The organism is Streptomyces sp. DSM 118878 (assembly GCF_052936595.1).
The window spans coordinates 582,653-604,988 of sequence record NZ_CP193622.1; the positions used below are offsets into that span (position 1 = coordinate 582,653).

6 protein-coding genes are annotated in these 22,336 nt (G+C 73.7%); 5 read left to right on the plus strand and 1 reads right to left on the minus strand.

Features of this window, described 5'->3' with window-relative positions:
- Positions 1-8 precede the first annotated feature (8 nt).
- A complete protein-coding gene (locus ACRAKF_RS02490; protein ID WP_447041763.1) occupies positions 9-1,421 on the minus strand; it encodes an MDR family MFS transporter in 1,413 nt (470 codons plus the stop codon).
- 267 nt (positions 1,422-1,688) lie between these two features.
- Here ACRAKF_RS02490 and ACRAKF_RS02495 point away from each other — a divergent pair, with 267 nt between their 5' ends.
- From ACRAKF_RS02495 to ACRAKF_RS02515, 5 genes are read left to right on the plus strand one after another with little or no spacing between them, the layout of a single operon-like run.
- The gene (locus ACRAKF_RS02495; RefSeq protein ID WP_447035055.1) at positions 1,689-6,731 is read left to right on the plus strand and encodes an amino acid adenylation domain-containing protein; all 5,043 of its coding nucleotides are present in this window, start codon (positions 1,689-1,691) and stop codon (positions 6,729-6,731) included.
- A 3-nt stretch (positions 6,732-6,734) separates the two neighbouring features.
- Positions 6,735-11,792, plus strand: a complete 5,058-nt coding sequence (locus ACRAKF_RS02500) for a MupA/Atu3671 family FMN-dependent luciferase-like monooxygenase (protein WP_447035056.1) — start codon at positions 6,735-6,737, stop codon at positions 11,790-11,792.
- Complete coding sequence (locus ACRAKF_RS02505; protein WP_447035057.1) at positions 11,789-14,944, plus strand: type I polyketide synthase; 3,156 nt, start codon at positions 11,789-11,791, stop codon at positions 14,942-14,944. Before ACRAKF_RS02500 ends, ACRAKF_RS02505 begins: the two co-directional genes overlap by 4 nt.
- On the plus strand, positions 14,941-17,553 hold the full coding sequence (locus ACRAKF_RS02510; protein WP_447035058.1) for a MupA/Atu3671 family FMN-dependent luciferase-like monooxygenase: 2,613 nt from the start codon (positions 14,941-14,943) through the stop codon (positions 17,551-17,553). The genes ACRAKF_RS02505 and ACRAKF_RS02510 overlap by 4 nt, the downstream gene beginning before the upstream one ends.
- A gap of 11 nt (positions 17,554-17,564) precedes the next feature.
- Positions 17,565-22,277: an amino acid adenylation domain-containing protein gene (locus ACRAKF_RS02515; RefSeq protein WP_447035059.1), complete on the plus strand. Its 4,713-nt coding sequence runs from the start codon at positions 17,565-17,567 to the stop codon at positions 22,275-22,277.
- Positions 22,278-22,336 lie beyond the last annotated feature (59 nt).

A 22,336-nucleotide genomic window follows, 5' to 3' on the forward strand; every position in this document is an offset into this window, starting at 1 on the left:
GCGCGCCGTCAGTCGTCCGTGGGGGCCTTGCCATCCGTGGGAGCCTTGGCATCCGCGGGAGCCTTGGCGTCCGCGGATTTCGGGGCGTCCGCGGCAGCCGCGGGGTGGCCCTTGGGCAGCGTCAGGGTGAGCACGAGCGCCAGGACGACGAGACCGGCAACCCACCAGAAGGTGTGGCTGAAGTCCGCGGGCCCGGCGCTCTTCTGGTCCCCCGCCTGGCTCGTGAGGACCACGGCGAACAGGGCGGTGCCCAGTGAACCGCCCACGCGCTGGAGGATGTTGATGGCGGTGGTGGCGCGCGGGATCGACGCCTTCGGCAGCCCTCCCTGGAAGACGGCGGCCATCAGCGGGCCGACGCAGAGCCCGACTCCCGCGCCGCGTACGGCGAGTGCGGTGAGCAGCAGCCACGTCGGCGGATCGGACGGCAGCTGCGTGTAGACCAGGGTCCCGAGCGCCAGCAGGCCGAGGCCGCCCAGCATCGCGGGCCGCGGGCCCAGCTTGTCGGCGAGCGAGCCGCCCAGGAAGAGCATCAGGAGCATGCCGATGCCCTGGGGCGCCACCTCAAGGCCGGCCTCCAGCGCGGTGTGGCCCCTGGCCTGCTGGAAGTAGAGCGGGAAGAGGTAGACCGCGCCGAAGAAAAAGCCTCCGTACACGAGCATGATCCCGGAGAGCGTCCTGAACCAGCGGGTGTTGAACAGCCGCAGGTCGATGACCGGGGGGTGGGGTGTGGTGCGGGCGTGCGCCACGTACCCCGCGAGCAGTACCGCGCCCGCCGCGACCGGGACGATCACCGCGGTCACGCCGTCGGCCACCCGGGAGACGCCGAAGACCAGCAGGGCGAGACCGGGCGAGAGCAGCAGCAGCCCCTTGAGGTCGAGGCGGGCCGTGCGCTGCGGCTCGTCGCGCGGGAGCATCTTGGCGGCGAGCCCGCCCGCGATCAGACATATGGGCAGGTTGAGGTAGAAGATCCAGCGCCAGGTCGACGTCTCGACCAGGACGCCGCCCAGGGTCGGGCCGATGACCGAGGCGAATTGGGTGGGGATGGTCACCAGGGCCATGATCCGGCCCACCCGAGCGGTGCCCGCAGCCCGGGCAAGGACCGCCTGGGCGATCGGCACGATCATGCCACCGCCAAACCCCTGAAGGACCCGGGACACAATCAGCGAAGGCGCCGACCAGGCAATTCCGCACAGCAGTGAGGCACCCAGGAAAATCGCCATGGCCGTCAGCCACATGGTCCGGGCGCCAAAACGGTCGACGGCCCATCCGGTGACGGGTATAACTGTGGCGATTCCCAGCAGATATCCCGTGATAATCCACTGGATCGTGTCAATCGGAGTGTTGAATTCCGAACGAATATCGTTCAGAGCCAGTGACACGATGGTCGCGTCCAGAGCCGCCGCGAACGTACCCACGGCCATGAGAGCGCCCAGGACAAGGAGCGGCCGGTCCAGTCGTGTTTCCTCTTGTTCGGAAGTGTCCGCACTGGTCACACGCGCCCTCCTGGGTCGGATGTACGGCAATGGAGTTGGTACTCCGCCCCGTCTCGCCCGAGATCATGCATTGTTCGCGCCAGGAAGTCCAGATCTTGATCTTGCGAAGTCGCCCTGTAAGCATCTGCGTTCAAACAACGGCTGCCCAGCAAACACCGACTGCTTCATCACCCACCCCACCATCGGACGGATGTTATGAATCGGGCTCAACTGCCCACTCTCGCGGGGCTTTTCGAGAAACACGCCGATTTCGCACCAGAACGGACGGCTCTCGCCTTCGAAAATCAGGAGTGGACTTACGCGGAGCTCGATGTCCGCGCGAATCGCCTTGCCGCGTATCTGCTCGAACGAGGTATCCGGGCAGGCGCTTTCGTCGGTGTGTGCACCGACCGCCGGTCCGACATGGTGATGGCCACCCTCGCCGCGCTGAAGTGCGGAGCGGTCGTCGTCCCGCTGGACGTGTCGTACCCCGCGGAGCGGCTCGCCTGGATGGCCGAGGACGCCGGGCTCGACCTGGTCGTCACCCGCCGGCCGCACGACAAACTGCTGCCGCTGGAAAGCACCCCCGTGGTGCGCCTGGACGACGACTTCGAACAGATCGCGGCGTGCGGCGCGGAGCGGCCCGGCCGACAGTCGGCGGTGCAGCCCGCCTGCATGATGTACACCTCCGGTTCCACGGGCCGCCCCAAGGGAGTACTCACCACCCAGAAGGCCGTCATCAGGCTGGTCGTGGACACCTGCTACCTGCGACTCGGCCCCGAGGACCGGGTCGGCTTCGGCGGCAACCTCTCCTTCGACGCCAGCGTCCTGGAGATCTGGATGGGACTGCTCAACGGCGCCGCCCTGGTGGCCATCGACCGGGAAGTGATGATCTCCCCGCGCCACCTGCGGCAGTTCGTCGAGGAGCAGCGGCTCAGCACGGTGTTCGTCACCACCTCCCTGTTCAACGAGGTGATCCGCAACGAGCCCGCGGCCTTCGCCACCGTGCCCCAGCTCGTGATCGGCGGCGAGGCGGCCGACCCCGGCAGCGTCCGGGCCGCCCGTGAGCACCTGCCGCCGGGCGGCCGGCTGCTCAGCGGCTACGGCCCCACCGAGGCCAGCACCTTCTCCGCCGTCCACGACACGGCCGCGCTGCCGCCCGACGCCGACGCCGTCCCCATCGGCACCGCCATCGACCAGACGCTGCTCTACGTGCTCGACGAGCGGCTCCGGCCGGTCCCCGACGGCACGCCGGGCGAGCTGTACATCGGCGGCGCCGGTGTCTCCTACGGCTACTGGCGCCGCCCCGACCGCACCGCGGCCTCCTTCCTGCCGGACCCCTTCGCGGGCGGCGGGGCGCGGATGTACCGCAGCGGGGACCGGGTGACCCGGCGCCCCGACGGGGTCATGGAGTTCGGCGGCCGCCTCGACGGCCAGGTGAAGATCCGCGGCTTCCGGATCGAGCTCGGCGAGGTCGAGGAGGCCCTGCGCGCCCACCCCGACGTGGTCGCGGCCGTCGCCACGGTGCGCGAGGACCGGCCCGGCGACAAGCGCCTCGTGGGCTATGTGGTGCCCAGGGGTGACACATCCGGGTCGGGCGATGAACTGACGTCGCGCATACGGGAGTTCAGCCGCGCACGGCTGCCCGCACAGCTCGTGCCGAGCGCCCTCGTCGTCCTCGACCGCGTACCGCTGACCCCCAACGGCAAGGCCGACCGCGCCGCGCTGCCCGCCCCCGCCGCCCCTGCCGCGGCGGAAGGACCGCGGGCCGGGCGCGACGCCACCGAGGAGTCGATCGCCGGGATCTGGGCCGACGCCCTGGGCGTGGACGACGTCGCCACCGACCGGAACTTCTTCGACCTGGGCGGCCACTCCCTGATCGCCACACAGGTGGTCGCGCGCATCCGGTCCGTCCACGGCGTCGACCTCCCGATGCGGCTGCTGTTCGAGGGGCGTACGGTGGCCCAGCTCGCCGAGGCGGTGCGCGAGGCCGGCTCCGCGCCCGAGCACCACGCGGAGCTGCCTGCCGTGCCCCGGCGGGACGACCCGACGCGGGGCCTGCCCTCCTTCGGCGAGGAGCAGTTCCTCTTCCTCGACGAGCTGAAGCCCGGCAACACCGCGTACAACAACGCCTTCGCCTACCGGCTGCGCGGACCTCTGGACATCGAGGCGCTGCGCCGCGCGGTACGGGCCCTCGCGGCACGTCACGACGCGCTGCGCACCTCCTTCGACAGCACCGGCGAGGCGCGGCTCGCGCTGGTGGCCGACGAGGTGGCCCTCGACCTGCGCACCGCCCCCGCGCACCGCCCGGACGACGAGGCGGGGCTGCGGAGCACGCTCGACGAGGAGGCCTACCGCCCCTTCGACCTGAGCGTCGCGCCCCTGCTGCGGGTCCTGCTGGTGCCGCTGGGCGACGAGGACCACGTCCTACAGCTCACCGTGCACGAGATCATCGCCGACGCCGCGTCGCTGCGGGTCCTGTTCGAGGACCTGAGCGCGCTGTACGCGGGCCGTGCGCTGCCCTCCGAACCGCCGATCGGCTACCGCGACTTCGCGCAGTGGCAGCGCGGGCGACTCGATGGCGCGGGGGCCACCGAGCGGCTCGCGGACCAACTGGCCTACTGGCGCGGCCAGTTGGCAGGCGCCCCCGAGGTGCTGCCGCTGCCCACCGACCGGCCCCGCCCCGCGGTGCAGTCCTTCCACGCCGCCACCCACCACTTCACCCTGCCCGCCGAGCTGGTCACCGACCTGGACGAGCTGGCGAGGGAGCACGAGGCCAGCCTGTTCATGGTGCTGCTCAGCGGCGTCAAGGCGGTGCTGCACCGCTACACCGGTCTCGACGACCTGGTCATCGGCTCACCGGTGGCGGGGCGGCTGCGGCCGGAGCTCGACCGGGTGGTCGGCTTCCTGGTCAACACCCTGGCGCTGCGCACCTCACTGGCGGGCGACCCGGCCTTCTCCGAACTCCTCGGCCGGGTACGGGAGACCTCGCTGTCCGCCTTCACCCACCAGGAGGTGCCCTTCGAGCGGCTCACCGCGGAGCTCGCGCCCTCCCGCGGCCTGAGCCACAGCCCGCTGGTCCAGGTGCTCTTCTCGCTGCACACCATGCCGGGCGAGGGGCTCTCGCTGCCCGGGGTGGAGCGCGAGCCGCTGCCGTCGGGCTTCCGCGCCACCCAGTTCGACCTGACGTTCACCCTGGAGCGGCGGCCCGACGGCACCATCGCGGGCTCCGTCATCTACAGCACCGACCTCTTCGACGAGGGCACCGTAGACCGGCTGACCGGACACCTGACCACCCTGGTGCGCGGCGCGGTCGCCGCCCCGGGGACCCCGCTCTCCGCGCTGCCGCTGCTGACCGCATCGGAGCGGGAGGGGCTGCGGCAGCTCAACGACACCGCCACCCGGCGGGCGCCCGACGCCCCGCGGCTGCTGCACGAGACCGTCGAGGAGCAGGCCCGGCGCACCCCCGACGCCACCGCGCTCGTCCACGAGGGCGACCGGCTCACCTACGCCGAACTCAACGCGCGGGCCAACCGCCTCGCCCGCCACCTGCAAGAGCGCGGCATCGGCCCGGAGCGGATCGTCGCCCTGTCGCTCGAACGCGGCCTGGACGTGCCGGTCGCGATCCTCGCCACGCTCAAGGCCGGCGGCGCCTACCTCCCGGTGGACCCCACCTACCCCGCGGAGCGGCGGGAGTTCATGCTGTCGCACTCCAAGGCGGCCGTGGTGCTCTCCGGGAGGCTGCCGGACACCCGGGAGGACTCCGCCGAGGACCTGCACACCCCCGTCGACCCGCGGAATCCCGCGTATCTCATCTACACCTCGGGCTCCACGGGACGGCCCAAGGGCGTCCTCGTGCCGCACGCCGGAGTGGTCAACCTGATCACCGACCCGCACTACGACGCGCTGGTGCCCCGCGGCTGCCGGGCCGCGGTCTGGGCGAGCTTCAGCTTCGACGCCTCCGTCTACGCGATGTTCCCCGCCCTCGCCCGCGGCGCCGAGGTGCACCTGGCCCCCGAGCGGGCCCGCACCACGCCCGAGGACCACCTCGACTGGCTGGTCGAGCACCGCATCGAGAGCACGTTCCTGGCCCCGTACATGGTCCCCGAGGCCGCCCGCCGACCGGCGACGGAGCTGCGCGGCATCAGCGTCGGCGCCGAGGCGGTCTCCGTCGACGCCTACCGGCGGCTCGCCGAACGGCTCCGCGACGACTGCCTCGTCGTCAACGCCTACGGGCCGACCGAGGCGAGCGTCAGCGCCAGCATGTACGCCGTACCCGTCCCCCTGCCCGACGAGCTGTCCGCGGCGGAGAGCCTGCCGATCGGCCGGGCCCTGCAAAACGTACGGCTGCACGTGCTCGACGCGGCGGGCTCGCCCGTGCCCGCGGGGATCACGGGAGAGCTGTGGATCGCCGGCGAAGGGCTGGCCCGCGGTTACCTCGGGGACCCGGCGCAGACCGCGGACCGCTTCCGCCCCGACCCGCTGGGGCCGCCGGGGACGCGGATGTACCGCACCGGCGACCTCGCGTACCGCAGGGCCGACGGGGAGCTGGTCTTCGCCGGCCGCGCCGACCAGCAGATCAAGCTGAACGGCCTGCGGGTGGAGCCCGGCGAGATCGAGGCCGTGGCCGAACGCCACCCCGCGGTCGGCGCCGCCCACGTCACGGTGCACGAAGGCGGCCTGGTCGGCTACCTGGAGGTGCCCGCCGCGGACGGCTTCGACCTCGACGAGGTGCGCGCCATGCTGACGGCGGCGCTGCCGCGGTCCCTGGTGCCCGGCCGCTTCGTGGTCCTGCCCGAGCTGCCGCTGTCGCCCAACGGCAAGCTCGACGCCGCCCGGCTGCCCGAACCGGGTGAACCGCACACCGCCCGCGGCCGTGCCCCGCGCACCGACACCGAGCGGCTGATCGCCGACCTCCTCGGTGAACTCCTGGACATCGGCGAACTGTCCGTGGAGGACCGGTTCTTCGAGCTGGGCGGCGACTCCCTGAAGGCGGCCCGGCTCGCCCGCAGGCTCGCCAAGGCCCGTGCGCTGCCCGTACCCACCCTGCTCCCGCTGGTCCTACAGCAGGGCACGCTCGGCGACCTGGCGGCTGCCGTGGACGCCGCCCTGGTCGCCGCGGCCGGAGCCGTCTCCGTCGCCGGTCCCGTCTCCCCCGGGAGGCCCAGAGGAGCACTTTCCGGCGCCGCGCCGCTGCGCCCCGCGGCGCGCCGCACCCTGGCCGAGCTGCTCGACGAAGACAGAGCAGAGGAGAGCTGACGCATGTCGGAAACACGCAGTGCCCGAATGTCCTTCTCCCAGGAACGCTTCTGGTTCCTGGCGCAGATGGCGCCCGACGCGGCGTCCCCCCTGGTGCATGTGGCGGTACGGCTGCGCGGCGCGCTGGACGAGGCCTCGCTGACCTCCGCCGTCGCCGCCGTGGTGGCCCGCCACGAGGCGCTCCGCACCCGCTTCGCCGAGGTGTCGGGCAGCGCCTTCCAGGTGGTGGAGGACACCGCCGAAGTCGTCCTGGAACACCTGGAGTCCACCGAGGACGAGCTGCACTCGCTGCTGCGCGAGGTGGCCGCCCGTCCCTTCGACCTGGGCCGTGCGCCGCTGCTGCGGGCGGTGCTCGTCCGGCTCGGCGCCGACGACCACGCGCTGCTCCTCGCCGTGCACCACATCGTCGCCGACGGGGCGTCGATGGAGCTGATCGCCGAGGAGGTGAGCACCCTCTACAGCGGCGGCCGGCTCCCCGACGGGCCCGCCCTGCACTACGCCGACTACTCGACGTGGCAGCGCGAGCAGCTCACGGGCGAGGCCCTGGACGAGGGGCTCGGCTTCTGGCGCGAGCACCTCACGGGCGTCCCCGAGCTCCTCGAACTGCCCGCCGACCACACCCGCCCGGCCGTGCAGAGCTACACGGGCGCCACCCACCGCTTCGAGCTGGGCGAGGAACTGGCCTCGGCCGTCGTACGGTTCGGCGCGGAGCGCGGGGCCACCCCGTTCATGACCATGCTCGCCGGGTTCCTCGCGTTCGTGCACCGCGCCACCGGGCGCGACGACCTGATCGTGGGCACCCCGGTCACCGACCGGCCCGACCCCGGCCTGGAGCGGGTGGTGGGTTCCTTCACCAACACCCTGCCCATCCGCAGCCGGGTGGACGGCGCATGGTCGTTCGGCGAGCTCGTCGACCGGGTCGGCGCGGACGCCCTCGCCTGCTACCCGTACGCCGAAGTGCCCTTCGAGAAGCTGGTCGACGACCTCCAGCCGTCCCGGCAGCTCAGCCACTCCCCCATCGTCCAGCTCATGTTCGCCTGGTACGAGAGCGAGGGGCGCACCCTGCGGCTGCCCGGTCTCGACGTCGAGCAGGTGCCACTGGACCTCGGCACGGTCCCGCTCGACCTGATCCTCACGGTGGAGCGGCACGCCGCCGGCGCCACCGGGGTCATCGAGTACAACACCGACCTGTTCGACGCCGCCACCGTCGAGCGGTACGCCGAGCAGTTCACCACCCTCCTTGCCGGTGCCGTCGACCGGCCCGGCACGCCCGTCGACCGGCTGCCGCTGGCCACCGCCGCCGACGCCGACGCCGTCCGGCGCCTGAACGACACCGCGCGGGAGGTGCCCCGCGCCGAGCTGGTGCACGAGCGGATCGCCGAGCAGGCCCGGCGCACCCCGGACGCCACCGCCGTGGTGCACGGCGACGTCCGGCTCAGCTACGCCGAACTCGACGCCCGCGCCGACCGGCTCGCCAGGTCGCTGGCCGCCAGGGGCGCGGGTCCCGAGACCCTGGTCGCCGTCGAGATGCGGCGCACCGAGGACCTGCCGGTCGCGCTGCTCGCGGTGCTCAAGGCGGGTGCCGGCTATGTGCCGGTGGACCCCGACTACCCCGAGCGGCGCAGACAGCAGATGCTCTCCGACTCCGGGGCCGCCATCGTGCTGACCGGTGTGGAGGCGCCGGACGGGGACGACGACGCCGGGCGGGGGCCGGTGACCTCCGCCGTGCTGCCGGAGAACCCCGCGTACGTCATCTACACCTCGGGCTCCACCGGCACCCCCAAGGGCGTCACGGTGCCGCACCGCGCCCTGACCAACTTCCTGTACGCGATGGACGAGCACATCACCGCGGCCGAGGGCTCGGTGTGGCTGGCGACCACCAGCGTCTCCTTCGACATCGCCGGTCTCGAACTGCTCTGGACGCTGGCGCGCGGCGTCACCGTCGTCGTCCAGGGCGAGGAGCGGGCGGCGCCGCGCCCCGCGGTGGACTTCAGCCTGTTCTACTTCGCCAGCGCGGAGGGCGAGCAGGGCCCCGAGCCCTACCGGCTACTCCTCGAGGGCGCCAAGTTCGCCGACGAGCACGGCTTCGCCGGGGTGTGGACGCCCGAGCGGCACTTCAACCCCTTCGGCGGGCTGTACCCCAACCCGTCCGTGACCGGCGCCGCCGTCGCCGCGGTGACCTCGCGGATCGCCGTGCGCGCGGGCAGCGTGGTGCTGCCGCTCCAGGACCCGCTGCGGGTGGCCGAGGAGTGGGCGGTCGTGGACGGTGTCTCCGGTGGCCGCGCGGAGGTGTCCTTCGCCTCCGGCTGGCTGGCCGACGACTTCGTGCTCGCCCCCGACCGGCACGCCGACCGCAAACGGCACCTCATGGAGGGCATGGACACCGTGCGCGCCCTGTGGCGCGGCGAGAAGGTCGAGCGGGTCAACGGGGCGGGGGCCACCATCCAGGTGGCGTCCCATCCGCGCCCGGCCCGCGGTGAACTGCCCGTCTGGCTGACCTCCTCCGGTGACGTGGCCACCTTCGAGGCGGCGGGCCGCGCGGGCGTCAACCTCCTCACCCATCTGCTCGGCCAGAGCCTGGAGGAGCTGGCCGAGAAGGTGGCCCGCTACCGCGCGGCCTGGGACGGGGCGGGCCATCCCGGCAGGGGCCGGGTCGCGCTGATGGTGCACACGGCCGTCGGCGAGGACGCCCGAGCGGTGCGCGAGCGGGCCAGGAAACCCTTCGTCGGCTATCTGCGCAGCTCGCTGGGGCTGGTGAAGCGGCTGCTCAGCGGCGAGGACGCGGCGGACATCGAGGCACTCGCGCAGGAGGAGCTTGATGTGCTCCTTGAGCGCTACTACGACCGCTTCGCCGACGAGGCGGGCCTCATCGGCTCCCCCGCGTCCTGCGGGCCGATGGTCGAGCGGATCGCGGGCTCCGGGGTCGACGAGATCGCCTGCCTGATCGACTTCGGCATCGACTCCGAGCAGGTCCTCGCCTCCCTGCCCCAGCTCGACCGGCTGCGCGCCCAGTGGGCCACCGCGGTCGCCGCGCCGGGCCCGCAGGAGGACCAGTCGGTCCTGGCCCAGCTCACCCGGCACGGCGCCACGCACCTCCAGTGCACGCCGTCCCTCGCGCTCGCGCTGGCGGAGACGGACGCGGGCCTGGCGACCCTCGGGAAGCTGGAGCAGTTGGTGATCGGCGGGGAGGCCTTCCCCGCCGCGCTCGCGGGCCGGCTCACCGAGGTGCTGATGGGCCGGGTGCTCAACATGTACGGGCCCACCGAGACCACCATCTGGTCGAGCACCCACCCGGTGACCGGGGACGGACCGCCACCGATCGGGCGGCCCGTGGCCAACACCCGCTTCCACCTGGTGGACCCGCGGGGTGAGCCGGTGCCCGTAGGCACCCCGGGTGAACTCCTGATCGGCGGCGACAGCGTGGTGCGCGGCTACTGGGGGCGCCCGGAGCTGACGGCGGAGCGGTTCGTGCCCGACCCGTTCGGGCCGCCCGGTGGCCGCCTGTACCGCACGGGCGACCTCGCCGTGCTGCGCCCCGACGGGACCCTGGAGTACCGCGGACGCCTCGACGACCAGGTCAAGGTGCGCGGCCGGCGCATCGAACTCGGGGAGATCGAGGCGCACATCGAGGCCTTCCCCGGCGTGGACCGCGCCGTCGTCGGCGTGGTCGGCGAGGGCGACCGCGCGGCGCTCGCCGGTTGGATACGCTCCCGGGGCGCCGCGCTCACCGCCGCGGACGGCGACGACCCGGAGCTGATCCCGCTGCCCCTTGGCGGCGTGGTCGCCACCGGGGACCACCGGGCCGCCGCCGAGATCCACAAGGAGATCTTCGAGGACGGCGACTACCTGGGCGACGGCTTCCTGCGGCTGTGGGACGGCATGACCGTGCTCGACGCGGGCGCCAACGTGGGCGGCACCACGCTGTGGGTGCACCGCAGCTGCCGCCCCGCGCGGATCGTCTCGGTCGAGCCGATCCCGCCGACCTTCGACCGGCTGAGCCGCACCGTGCGGGCCAACGGCATCGACGCCGTCCTGGTCAACGCGGGCCTCTCCGACACCCCCGGCACCGCGGAGTTCACCTACTACCCGGCGCTGACCGGACTCTCCGGCCGCTACGCCGACCCGGAGGCCGACCGCAGGCGGGCGGCGGTGCTCATGCCCGGGGCCGATGCCGCGGACGTCGAGGACTTCCTCGCCGACCAGTACCGCAACGAGCGGTTCACCTGCCGGCTCACCACCCTGCACGAGGTGATCGCCGAACAGCGGCTCGCCGACGTGGACCTGCTGAAGGTCGACGTGGAGCGCGCCGAACTCGACGCGCTCGCCGGGCTCGACGACGCCGACTGGCTCCGGGTGCGGCAGGTCGCCGTGGAGATCGAGGGCGACGACCGGCGCGCGGAGGTCCTTGCCGTGCTGGAGAAGAACGGCTTCGAGACCGCGTCCCGGACGATCCTCGAAGAGCTGGAGGTGGGGATCGTCTACGGCCGCAGGCCCGGCCTCGTGGACGCCGGCCTGCCCGCAGCCACCCCGGTGGGCGACCCGCCCGACCTGGACCGGCTCCGCGAGCACCTGGCGCGCGGCCTGCCCGGCTACATGGTCCCCGAGCACCTCACCACCCTGACCGCCTTCCCGCTCACACCCAACGGCAAGGTGGACCGCAGGGCGCTGGCCGCCGCGCCGGCGGAGCGGGAGACCCCGCGGGCGGCCGTCGCCGAGGTGCCGCCCCGCAACGAGCTGGAGCAGCGCCTGGCCGCGGTGTGGTGTGCGGTGCTCGGGGTCGAGCGGATCGGCATCCACGAGAACTTCTTCGACGCGGGAGGCAACTCCCTGCTGCTCATCCGGGTGCACGCGCGCCTCGCCGGTCTCGGCGCCGGGATCACCCCGCCGCGCCTGGTGGAACTGTTCGCGTACCCCACGATCGCCGCGCTCGCCGCCCACATGGGCGAGGCGGGCGGGGCACAGGAGGACCGCCCGGCTCCGGCCGGCGACGAGCGGGAACGGGACCAGCGGCGCAGCGCGCGGAGCCGGTTCCACCGGCGCAGGAAGGGCGGGGACAGATGACTGACGGGGGAGACATGGGAGAGATGACGGACCGGACGGACGCGGTGGACACCGACACCACGGACGCGATGGACACCGAGGACCTGATCGCGATCGTGGGCATGGCCGGGCGCTTCCCCGGCAGTGACAGCGTCCCCGCGTTCTGGCGCGGGGCCGTGGCGGGCACCGAGGCGCTCGTGGAGTACGGCCGCGACGAGCTGATCGCCGCGGGCGAGGACCCCGCACTCGTCGACGACCCGGACTACGTACGGTCGGGCATGCCCCTGGAGGGCCACGACCGGTTCGACGCCAAGGCGTTCGGCTACACGCCGCGCGAGGCCCGCCTGCTGGACCCGCAGGTCCGCGTCTTCCTGGAGTGCGCCTGGGAGGCGCTGGAGGACGCGGGCTGCGACCCGGACCGCTACCGCGAGCGCGCCGCCGTGTTCGCCGCGGCCGGCATGACCCGCTACCTGTGGCTGAACGCGGTGCCCGCCCTCGGCGGTTCGCTCAACATGCTCGAAGGGCGCATCCTCAACGACAAGGACTTCCTCGCCACCGCCGCCAGTTACCGCCTCGGTCTGCGCGGGCCCGCGGTCAGCGTGCAGACCGCCTGCTCCGCGTCGCTGGTCGCCGTCCACCTGGCCGTGCAGAGCCTGCTCTCGCACGAGAGCGACATCGCGCTCGCGGGCGGCTCCACCATCGAACTGCCCCACCGCGTCGGCTATCTGTACAAGGAAGGCGGCATCGGCTCCCCCGACGGACACTGCCGCCCCTTCGACCACCGCTCCGAGGGCACCGTCGGCGGCAGCGGTGCGGGCGCGGTGCTGCTCCAGCGCTACGACGACGCGGTGGCCGAGGGCCGCCGGGTGTACGCGGTGATCCGCGGCTCGGCCATCAACAACGACGGTGCGGCCAAGGTCGGCTTCACCGCGCCCAGTGTCGAGGGCCAGGCCACCGCGGTCCGCGACGCGATGGCGCTGGGTGACGTGGCGCCCCACACCGTCGGGTACGTCGAGACACATGGCACCGGCACCCGGATCGGCGACCCCATCGAGATCGAGGCGCTGCGCAGCGCCTACGGCGTGACCATGGGCGCGGCCGACGACGGGGCCTGGGCGGGCCGGCGGGTGGCGCTCGGCTCGGCGAAGGCCACCATCGGTCACCTGGACGCGGCGGCCGGTGTGGTCGGACTGATCCGCGCGGCGCTGGCCGTACGGGACGGCGTCATCCCGCCGAGCCCGTACTTCGAGAAGCCCAACCCGCTCCTGGAACTGGAGGACTCCCCCTTCTACGTGCCGACCGAGAGCACGGCGTGGCCGGCCGGGGACACGCCCCGGCGGGCCGGGGTCAGCTCCTTCGGCGTCGGCGGCACCAACGCCCACGTCGTCCTGGAACAGGCCCCCGCCCCGGTGACCGGCACCCCGACGCCGCGCGGGCGCGAACTGCTCGTCCTGGCCGCGGTCGACGAGGACGCCCTCGAACGCTGGCGGCTGCGCGTCGCCGATGCGCTCGACGAGCCGGACGAAGCCGTCGGCCGGCTGGCGGACGTGGCCCACACCCTGGCCACCGGACGGCGGCTGCTGCCGCACCGGCTCGCCGTGGTCGCCGCCGACATGGAGGAGGCAAGGGCCCGCCTGCGCGACGTGGACACCCGGCGCATCAGGGTCGCCGGTGAGCCGCCGTCGCCGGTGTTCCTCTTCCCCGGGCAGGGCGCCCAGCGGCCGGGCATGGCCGCAGGACTGCACCAGGTGGCCCCGCGCTTCCGCAAGGAGCTCGACACCTGCGTGGAGCTGCTGCGCGGCGAGGGCGTGGAGCTGCGGGACCTGCTGCTCGACCCGGCCGCCGACGCGGACGCGCTGAACAGCACCGACAGGGCCCAGCCCGCGCTGTTCGCGTTCTCCTACGCGCTGGCCCGGCAGTGGCAGGAGTGGGGTCTCACCCCGCGGGCGATGGCCGGGCACAGCATCGGCGAGTACGTCGCCGCGTGCCTGGCCGGTGTCTTCGACCTGCCGGAGGCGCTGCGGCTGGTGGCCGCCCGCGGTCGGCTGATGGCCGCGCTGCCCCAGGGGAGCATGCTCGCCGTGGCGCTGCCCGAGGACGAGGCGGCGGCACAGGCGCGGGCCGCGCACGTCGACCTCGCCGCGGTCAACGGGCCGCGCCAGTGCGTCCTTTCGGGGGCGCGGGAGGCCATCGAGGAGCTGCGCGGCAGCCTCGCAGCCCGGGGCGTGCAGTGCAGGCTGCTGCACACCTCGCACGCCTTCCACTCGGCGATGCTGGACCCGATGCTGGCCGCGTTCGAGCGTGAGGTGCGCGCTGTGCGGCTGCGCGAGCCCGCGGTGCCGTTCGTCTCCTGTCTGACGGGGCGGCCGATCACCGCCGAGCAGGCGTGCGACCCGGGGTACTGGGCGGCGCAGGCGCGCGGCGCGGTCCGCTTCGGCGCCGGACTGGACCTCATGGCCGCCCAGCGGGACACGCTCTTCGTGGAGGTCGGCGCGGGCAAGGGCATGTCGGAGCTGGCCCGCAGGCATCTGCGCACCCTGCGGCACGCGCCCATCGCCTCGCTCCCGCTGACCGGCACCGCGACACCGGACGCCCAACTGCTGGGCGCGCTCGGCCAGGCCTGGGAGGCCGGTGCCGAGATCGACTGGGCCGCGTACTACGACGGGGAGCGGCGCGGCCACGCCGAACTGCCCGGCTACCCCTTCGCCAGGGACCGCTACTGGCTGGACGCCCCGGCACGCGGGCAGGCGCCGGCCGTGACCGCCGACACCACCGAGGCCGCCCCGGCTCCGCTGGAGCCCGCCGTGTCCGCCGGGCCCGGCAGCCGTACCGAGGAGATCGTGCGGGTCGCCTTCGCCGAGGCCTTCGGCGTCGACGACATCGCCCTCGACGACGACTTCTTCGGCCTCGGCGGCACCTCGCTGCTCGCCGCGGAACTCGTGCACCGGCTGCGCAAGCAGCTGAACAGCGACTTCCCCGTGCGCTATCTCTTCGAGGCGCCGCAGGTGTCCGAGCTGGCCGCGCTCATCGACGGCGGCAGCCAGGGCACCGCGAACGCCGGTCCCCCCGAGCGCGACGAGCTCGACGAACTGTTGGCCCAGCTGGAAGGGCTCCCGGAGGACGACCTCCTCGGGCTGCTCGGCACCGGCGGTGCGGAAGGAGCGAAGGCATGACCCCGCCCGGACACGAGGACGCCAAGAGCGCGCTGCGGGACCGGCTCGCCGCCCTCTCCCCAGAGCAGCGGGCCGCGCTCACCGAGCGGCTGCGCGCCCGTGCCGCCGCCGTCGAACCGCCCCGGCGCCCGCTGCGGTTCGGTCTCTTCTACTTCGCCAACACCGCGGGGGACAAGGAGCAGCCGTACCGCTTCCTGATGGAGACGGCCCGCCAGGCCGACCGGCTCGGCTTCACCGCGGTGTGGACCCCCGAGCGGCACTTCCACGACTTCGGCGGCATCTACCCCAACCCCTCCGTCCTGGGCGCCGCGCTGGCGTCCGCCACGGAGAGCGTCCAGATCCGGGCCGGGAGCCTGGTGCTGCCGCTGCATCACCCGGTGCGCGTGGTCGAGGACTGGTCGGTCATCGACAACCTCTCCGGCGGCCGGGCCGGCATCTCCTTCGCCACCGGCTGGCACGGCACCGACTTCGTCATCGCCCCGGAGAAGTACGCCGACCGCCGCCAGTACACCTGGGACACCATCCCGGTGGTGCAGAAGCTGTGGCGCGGCGAGGAGGTGTCGTTCCCCGGCCCCGACGGCACGGAGATCACACCCACCCTCCATCCCCGCCCGGTGACCCGTGAACTCCCCTTCTGGATCACCGCCTCCGGCAACGCCGACACCTACGCGCAGGCGGGCAGGCTCGGCGCGAACATCCTGACCGGGCTCATCGGCACCGAGACCGACCAGCTCGCCGCCAACATCGCGCTGTACCGCGACGAACGCGCCGCCCACGGCCACGATCCCGACGCCGGTGTGGTCAGCGTCATGCTCCACACCTATCTGGAGGAGGACGCGGACGCCGCGCGCGAGCGCTGCCGTGAGCCGCTGCGCGAGTACCTGCGCGGCTATCTGGGACAGCAGAGCGACATGATCGACGGTTCCGGCGCGGACGCGGGCGGCGTTGACATCGAGGCGCAGCTCGACTTCGCCTACGAGCGCTACGCCCACCAGACCGCGCTGATCGGCTCGCCGCGGACCGTGCGCCCGCTGCTCGACCGCCTCGCGGAGATCGGCGTCGACGAGGCGGCCTGCCTGGTGGACTTCGGGGTGCCGCTGGAGCAGGCGCAGCGGAGCATCGACCTGCTCGCGGGCGTGCAGGAGACCTACGCGGCCGGACCCGGCGCCGCCTCCCTCGTCGCCCCTTCCGTCACCTCCCCGGTCACCACCGCCCCGCTCGGCATCGACCAGGAGCGGATGCACCGGATGCAGAAGGCCCTGCCGCCGGGGCCCGCCAACTACGTGACCACCGGGCTGCGCATCCGCGGCCCGCTCAGGCCCGAGCTGCTCGAAGAGGCGCTGCGCACGGTGGTGGGCCGGCACGAGGTGCTGCGTACGGCCTTCGGCGAGTCGGCGGGCGGTGAGCCCTTCCAGCGGATCGGGGCGCCCGGCGAGTTCCCCGTGGCCCTGGAGCGGCACGACGTCACCGATGTGCCCCCGGCCGAACGGGTGCGCGCCGCGCGTGCCGTGCGCACCGAACTGGCCCGGCGGCCCTTCCCCGACGGCCTGCCCCCGGTGCGGCTCGCGCTGATCACGCTGGGCGCCGAGGAGTTCCAGCTCGCGGCGGTCAAGAACCACATGGTCACCGACTGGGTGTCGTTCACCGTCTTCCTGAAGGAGCTGTTCACCGTCTACGGGGCGCTGCTGCGAGGCCGCACCCCCGATCTGCCGCCGCCCGTCCCCTACCGCGTCTTCGCCGAGCGGGAGCGCGCCCGGCTGCGCGACGGGCACCTGGACGACCAACTGGCGTACTGGGACAAGCAGCTCGCGGGCGCCCCCGACCCGGCGACCTTCCCCCTGAAGGAGTCCCTGGGCGGTGAACGCCCGGCGGTGCCGACGTTCGAGGGCCACCGCGCCTGGATGCTGTTCCCCGACGAGACCACCGCTCAGCTCAACGCGCTCAGCAGGACCGCGCGCGTCACGCCGTTCATGACGGCCTACACCGCGCTCGCGGCCTCGCTGAGCCGGACGACGGGCGAGAGCGACCTGGTGCTCGGCTCCCCGACCGCCAACCGCGACCGCACGCCCGACAACCTGCTCGGGCTGCTGCTCCGGCCGATGCTGCTGCGCACCCGGCTGCGCCCGGAGCAGACCTTCCGCGACGCCCTCGCCGACGTGCGCCGGACGGTGTCGGGCGCGCTGTCCCACGCGGAGGCGCCCTACCAGTCGCTGATCGACCGGCTCGCCCCGCACCGCGACATCTCCTGGACCCCGCTGTTCCGGCTCCGTTATCTCTTCCTGCCCTGGAACGACCCGTTCGAGATGTCCGGGCTTCAGCTCAACCCCATCGACACCGACCCGCAGACGTCCCTGTACGACAGCACGCTGACGCTGTGGGACAGCAGGCTCGGCGCGTTCGGGCGGTTCGAGTACGCCACGGACCTGTTCGACCACGAGACGGTCGTCGAGGGCATCGAGACGTTCGCCACTATGCTCGCCGCGGCCGTGGCCGACCCGGACATCCGCATCGGTGACCTCCCCGGCACCTCCGCCACCCGCTACCACGTCGACGTGGACCAGTTGGAGGCCCACCTCGGCTCCGAGGGCCCCCCGCAGGACCGTCGATGAGGAAGGACTCCATGGACACGCAGTCCACACCGTCCGGGTCCACCCCCGGGTCCGCCCCCGGGGGCGCCGCGGAGGCGGACGTCAGGGCCGCCGCCGTCAGCGCCTGGGAGAAGGAGCTGGGCACCACCGGGCTCGCCGACGACGCCGACTTCTTCGAGCTGGGCGGCGACTCGATCGGCGGCGCGCGCCTGATGGCCGACCTGCGGGGCAGGTTCGGCGAGGAGCTGCCGCTCACGCTGCTCTTCTTCCACCCCGAGCTCGACGAGTTCAGCGACGCTCTGGTCGAGGCCGTGGCGAAGCTGCCCGCGCCCACCGCTCGCGCGGTGCGGGCGGAGGCCATGCCGGAGGCCGTGCCTGAGGCCGTGCCTGAGGAACTGCCGCTCTCCCCCGAGCAGGAGGCCCAGTGGGTCGCCGAGCAGGTCACCCCGGGCAACCTCGCCTACACCGAACTGCTCTCGCTGCGCCTGAGCGGCCCGCTGGACGCCGAGCGGCTCCAGTCGGCCGTCGACCGGCTCGTGGCGCGGCACGAGGCGCTGCGCACCTGCTTCCCCGCCGGTCCCGACGGCCGCCCGTCCCAGCTGATCCGGCCCGCGGAGGCGGCGCCCCCGCTGACGTTGACGCGGTGTGACGCCGGGGACGAGGACGAGGTGCGCGCCTACGCCCTCGACCGGCTGACCGAGCCGTTCGACCTGGCCGGCGGTCCGCTGCTGCGCCCGCACCTCGTACGGCTCTCCCCCACCGACCACGTCTTCCTGCTGTACTCCCACCACATCGTCGCCGACGGGCCGACGATGGAGGTGCTCTGCGCGGAGCTTGCCGACCTCTACGCGGACCGCGAGCCGCCCGGCGCGGCCCCTTCGTACGCGCGGTACACCCTCCAGCAGCAGAGCCTCGATCTGGACGCGCAACTCGCCTACTGGGGCGACCGGTTGGCGGGCGCCGCCGATCTGGAGCTGCCGCTCGACCGGCCGCGGACCGAGGTGCGCGACACCTCGGGGCGCAGGTTCCGCTTCTCCGTGCCCGGCGGTGTGCGGGACGGTCTCGACGCCCTCGCGCGCGAGCGGCGGGCGACGCGCTTCACGGTGCTGATGGCCGCGTTCCAGGTGGTGCTCGGCCGCTGGGCGGGGAGCGAGGACGTGGTGGTCGGTTCGCCGGTGACCTCACGGTCGCGGCCCGGCCTCGAACGGATGGTGGGCGCGCTGGTCAACATGGTGCCCTTCCGCGGCGACCTCGGCGGCGACCCCACCTTCCGTGAGCTGCTCGACCGCACCCGGCAGGCCGGGTTCGGCGCGATGGCGCACAGCGACGTGCCGTTCGGCCGGGTGCTCGGCGCACTGGACATCCAGCGGGACGGCTCACGGCCGCCGCTGTTCTCCACCACGCTGGTCTCCCAGCCGACACCGCCCGCCATCCGCGCCGACCTGGGCGAGGTCACGGGCGTCCACTTCCCGGTGCCGCGCCGCCACGCGACGTACGACTTCAGTCTGTACGTGTGGGAGGCGCCCGATGAGCTGCTCGTCGACGTCGAGTACGCCACGGCCCTCTTCGACGAGGCGACGGTACGCCGCTTCGCGGACCGGTTCGGCACGCTGCTCCAAGCGGTGGTGGCCGCCCCCGACCGCGCCCTGTCCACCCTCGACACCGTCCCCGCGGCCGAGCTGCGGCAGGTGCTGCACGGCTGGAACGACACCGCGGCGGACCTCGGGCCCGACCTCTGCGTCCACGAGCTGTTCGAGGAGCAGGCCAGGGCGACGCCCGACCGCACCGCCGTGATCAGCGCCGACCGCAGGATCAGCTACGCCGAACTCGACGCCGAGGCCGAGGCGCTGGCCGCCGAGCTGCGTGAGCTGGGCACAGGCCCCGAGACCGTGGTCGCGGTCTGCCTCGACCGCTCGGCCCAGCTCCTGGTCACCCTGCTCGCCGTGCTGAAGGCGGGCGGCGCCTATCTGCCGCTCGGGCCCGACTGGCCGCGGCGGCGCAGGGAGTCCATGACGTCCGACGCGGGCGCGGCGCTCCTGGTGGACACCGCGGGCGCCCGGCGCCTCGACGGCCACCGGGCCGCACCGCGAGAGGGCCGCCCCTGCCCCGGCAACCTCGCCTACGTCCTCTACACCTCGGGCTCCACCGGTACGCCCAAGGGCGTCATGGTCTCCCACCGTGCCGTCGTCAACCGGCTCCGCTGGATGCGGCGGGACTGCGGCCTCGGCGCCTCGGACGTCATCCTCCAGAACGCGGTGCCCACCTTCGACTACGCGGTGTGGGAGCTGTTCGGTCCGCTGCACATGGGTGCCACCGTGGTGCTGCCCAGCGCGGCGGGGCACCGCGACTTCAGCGAGCTGACGCGGCTGATCACCGAACACGGCGTCACCGTGGCGCACTTCGTCCCCTCGCTGCTCCGGCACTTCGTCGAGGAGCCGGAGGCGGCGCGGTGCACCGGGCTGCGGGTGCTGTTCAGCGGCGGCGAGAGGCTCGACCCCGCGCTGGCCGAACGGGCGCAGCAGGTCCTGCCGCGGGCACGGCTGTTCAACGCCTACGGGCCGACCGAGGCGGCCGTGGACGTGACGTGCTGGCCGGTGCCCCGGCGACCGGCGTCCGTGGCCATCGGCGGGCCCGTGGCCAACACCACCTGCTACGTCCTGGACGAGCGGATGCGCCCCCAGCCGATCGGCGTCCCCGGCGAGCTCTACCTCGGCGGCGTCCAACTGGCCCGCGGCTACCGCGGGCGGCCCGGCACGACCGCCGAGCGGTTCGTCCCCGACCCGTTCGGCGCGGCGGGCGGGCGGCTCTACCGCACCGGCGACCGGGCGCGCTGGCGGCCCGACGGCGCCCTGGAGTACGTGGACCGCGTCGACCGGCAGGTCAAGATCCGTGGCGTCCGGGTGGAGCCGGGCGAGGCGGAGACGGTCCTGCTGGCCCACCCGGCGGTCCGCGAGGCGGCGGTCGTGACGGCGGAGGGCAACGGAGGGCCGCGGCTCGTCGCGTACTACAGCGGCAGCCCGGCGGGCGGTGAGCGGGAGCTGCGGGACCACCTCGCGGCACGGCTGCCCGAGTTCGCGGTGCCCGCCGCGTACGTGGAGGTGCCCGACGGGCTGCCGACGCTGTCCAGCGGCAAGCTGGACCGGGGCGCCCTGCCCGCGCCGGAGCGGCCGCGATCCGCCGCGCCGGCGGCCACCGGCGCGACGCCGCCGCTCGGGGCGCGTGAGCTGATGCTCGCGGCCACCTGGGCGGAGGTCCTCGGCATCGACCGCATCCACCGCGAGGACAGCTTCTTCGAGCTGGGCGGCGACTCCATCCTGGGCATCCAGATGGTCGCACGGGCGCGCGGGGCGGGCATCGAGGTGACGGTTCCCGAACTGTTCCGGCATCCGACGCTCGCCGCGCTCGCGGCCACGGCCGGCGCCCGGAAGGACGCCGGGAGCGGCCCGGCGCCCGTGCCGGCGGGCAGCCGCACCCGCTTCCCGCTGACGCCGCTTCAGCGCGAGATGCTGCGCGAGGCCGCGCTGGCCCCCGGCCGGGGCGCGTACATCGTGCCCGCCGAGCTGCTGATCGAGGGCGACCTCGACCCGGCGGCGATGCGCACCGCCTTCCGCCGCCTGGTCGAACGCAACCCGGTGCTGCGCACCTCGGTGACGCCGCACGAGCTGCCGGAGCGGTGCGAGCAGACGGTGCATCCCGCGACCGAGCCGTCCTTCCGCCACGAGGACTGGAGCGCGTACTCCGAAGAGGAGCAGGAGCGCGGGCGCCGCGAGCTGCTCGAACAGGAGTGGCGCACGGGCTTCCCGCCCGAGGCGGAACAGCTCAGCCGCATGACGGTCCTGAAGCTGGGCGAGCGCCGCTCGGCCCTGGTGTGGACCCGGCACAACGTGCTGCTCGACGGCTGGAGCTTCGCCCAGCTCTACGACGAGCTGCTCGACCTGCACGCGGCGGTACGCGACGACCGCCCCGAGCCGCAGGACGAGCCCCGCGAATGCTTCAGCAGCTACGTCGACTGGCTCGCCGCCCGGCAGCGGGCGTCGGCGGAGCGCCTGTGGGAGGAGCAGCTGAGTGAGCTGTCCCCGAGGACGGTGTTCTCCCCGGAGGTGGGGGCGTCGCCGAAGCCGTACCGGGAGCTGCGCTTCCCGCTCCCGCAGCGGGCGGAGGCGTTCGCGCGGGAGCGCGGCCTGACGCTCGGCACACTGCTGGAGGCGGCCTGGGCGACCGTGCTCGCACGGCGTACGGGCACCCGCGACGTCCGGTACGGCCAGGTCTTCTCCGCCCGCGAGGCCGAGGTCCACGGGGTGGAGCGGATGCTGGGCCTGATGATCAGCACGCTGCCGTCCGGGCTCCGGCTCGACCCCGGGCAGACGGTGGCGGACTGGCTGACGGAGTTGCAGCGGCGGGGCGCCCGCAGCAAGGAGCTGTCCACGGCCGACCTCGGGGTCCTTCAGGAGCGGGCCGGGGGCCCCGGTGCCCTCTGGGACACCCTGCTGATCATCCACAACTACCCGCACAAGTTCCAGGACGTGCCGGCGGGTGGGCTGCGGGTGGTCGGGACGGCCGGGTTCTCCAGGACGGGTGCCGCGCTCATCGCCTCGGTGGACGTCAAGCCGCTGCGGCTCGCCATGATCTATGACGAGGCGCGGGCCGATGAGCCGGTGGTGCGGGAGCTGGCGGCCGAACTGGCCGAGGCCCTCGACGGGTTGACCGGCGGCGAGGACCGGAAGGTCGGGGATCTCCTCGGCTAGCGCCGGTGGCGCCGGGGCCGGTTGGGCCGGGGCCGGTGGGAGGGGCCGTTCGCCTCTCC

Coding starts and splice junctions, on each gene's coding strand:
- ACRAKF_RS02515 (WP_447035059.1), top strand. CDS start 17,565: ATGGACACGCAGTCCACACCGTCCGGGTCCACCCCCGGGTCCGCCCCC.
- ACRAKF_RS02490 (WP_447041763.1), bottom strand. CDS start 1,421: ATGGCCGTGGGTACGTTCGCGGCGGCTCTGGACGCGACCATCGTGTCA.
- ACRAKF_RS02510 (WP_447035058.1), top strand. CDS start 14,941: ATGACCCCGCCCGGACACGAGGACGCCAAGAGCGCGCTGCGGGACCGG.
- ACRAKF_RS02505 (WP_447035057.1), top strand. CDS start 11,789: ATGACTGACGGGGGAGACATGGGAGAGATGACGGACCGGACGGACGCG.
- ACRAKF_RS02500 (WP_447035056.1), top strand. CDS start 6,735: ATGTCGGAAACACGCAGTGCCCGAATGTCCTTCTCCCAGGAACGCTTC.
- ACRAKF_RS02495 (WP_447035055.1), top strand. CDS start 1,689: ATGAATCGGGCTCAACTGCCCACTCTCGCGGGGCTTTTCGAGAAACAC.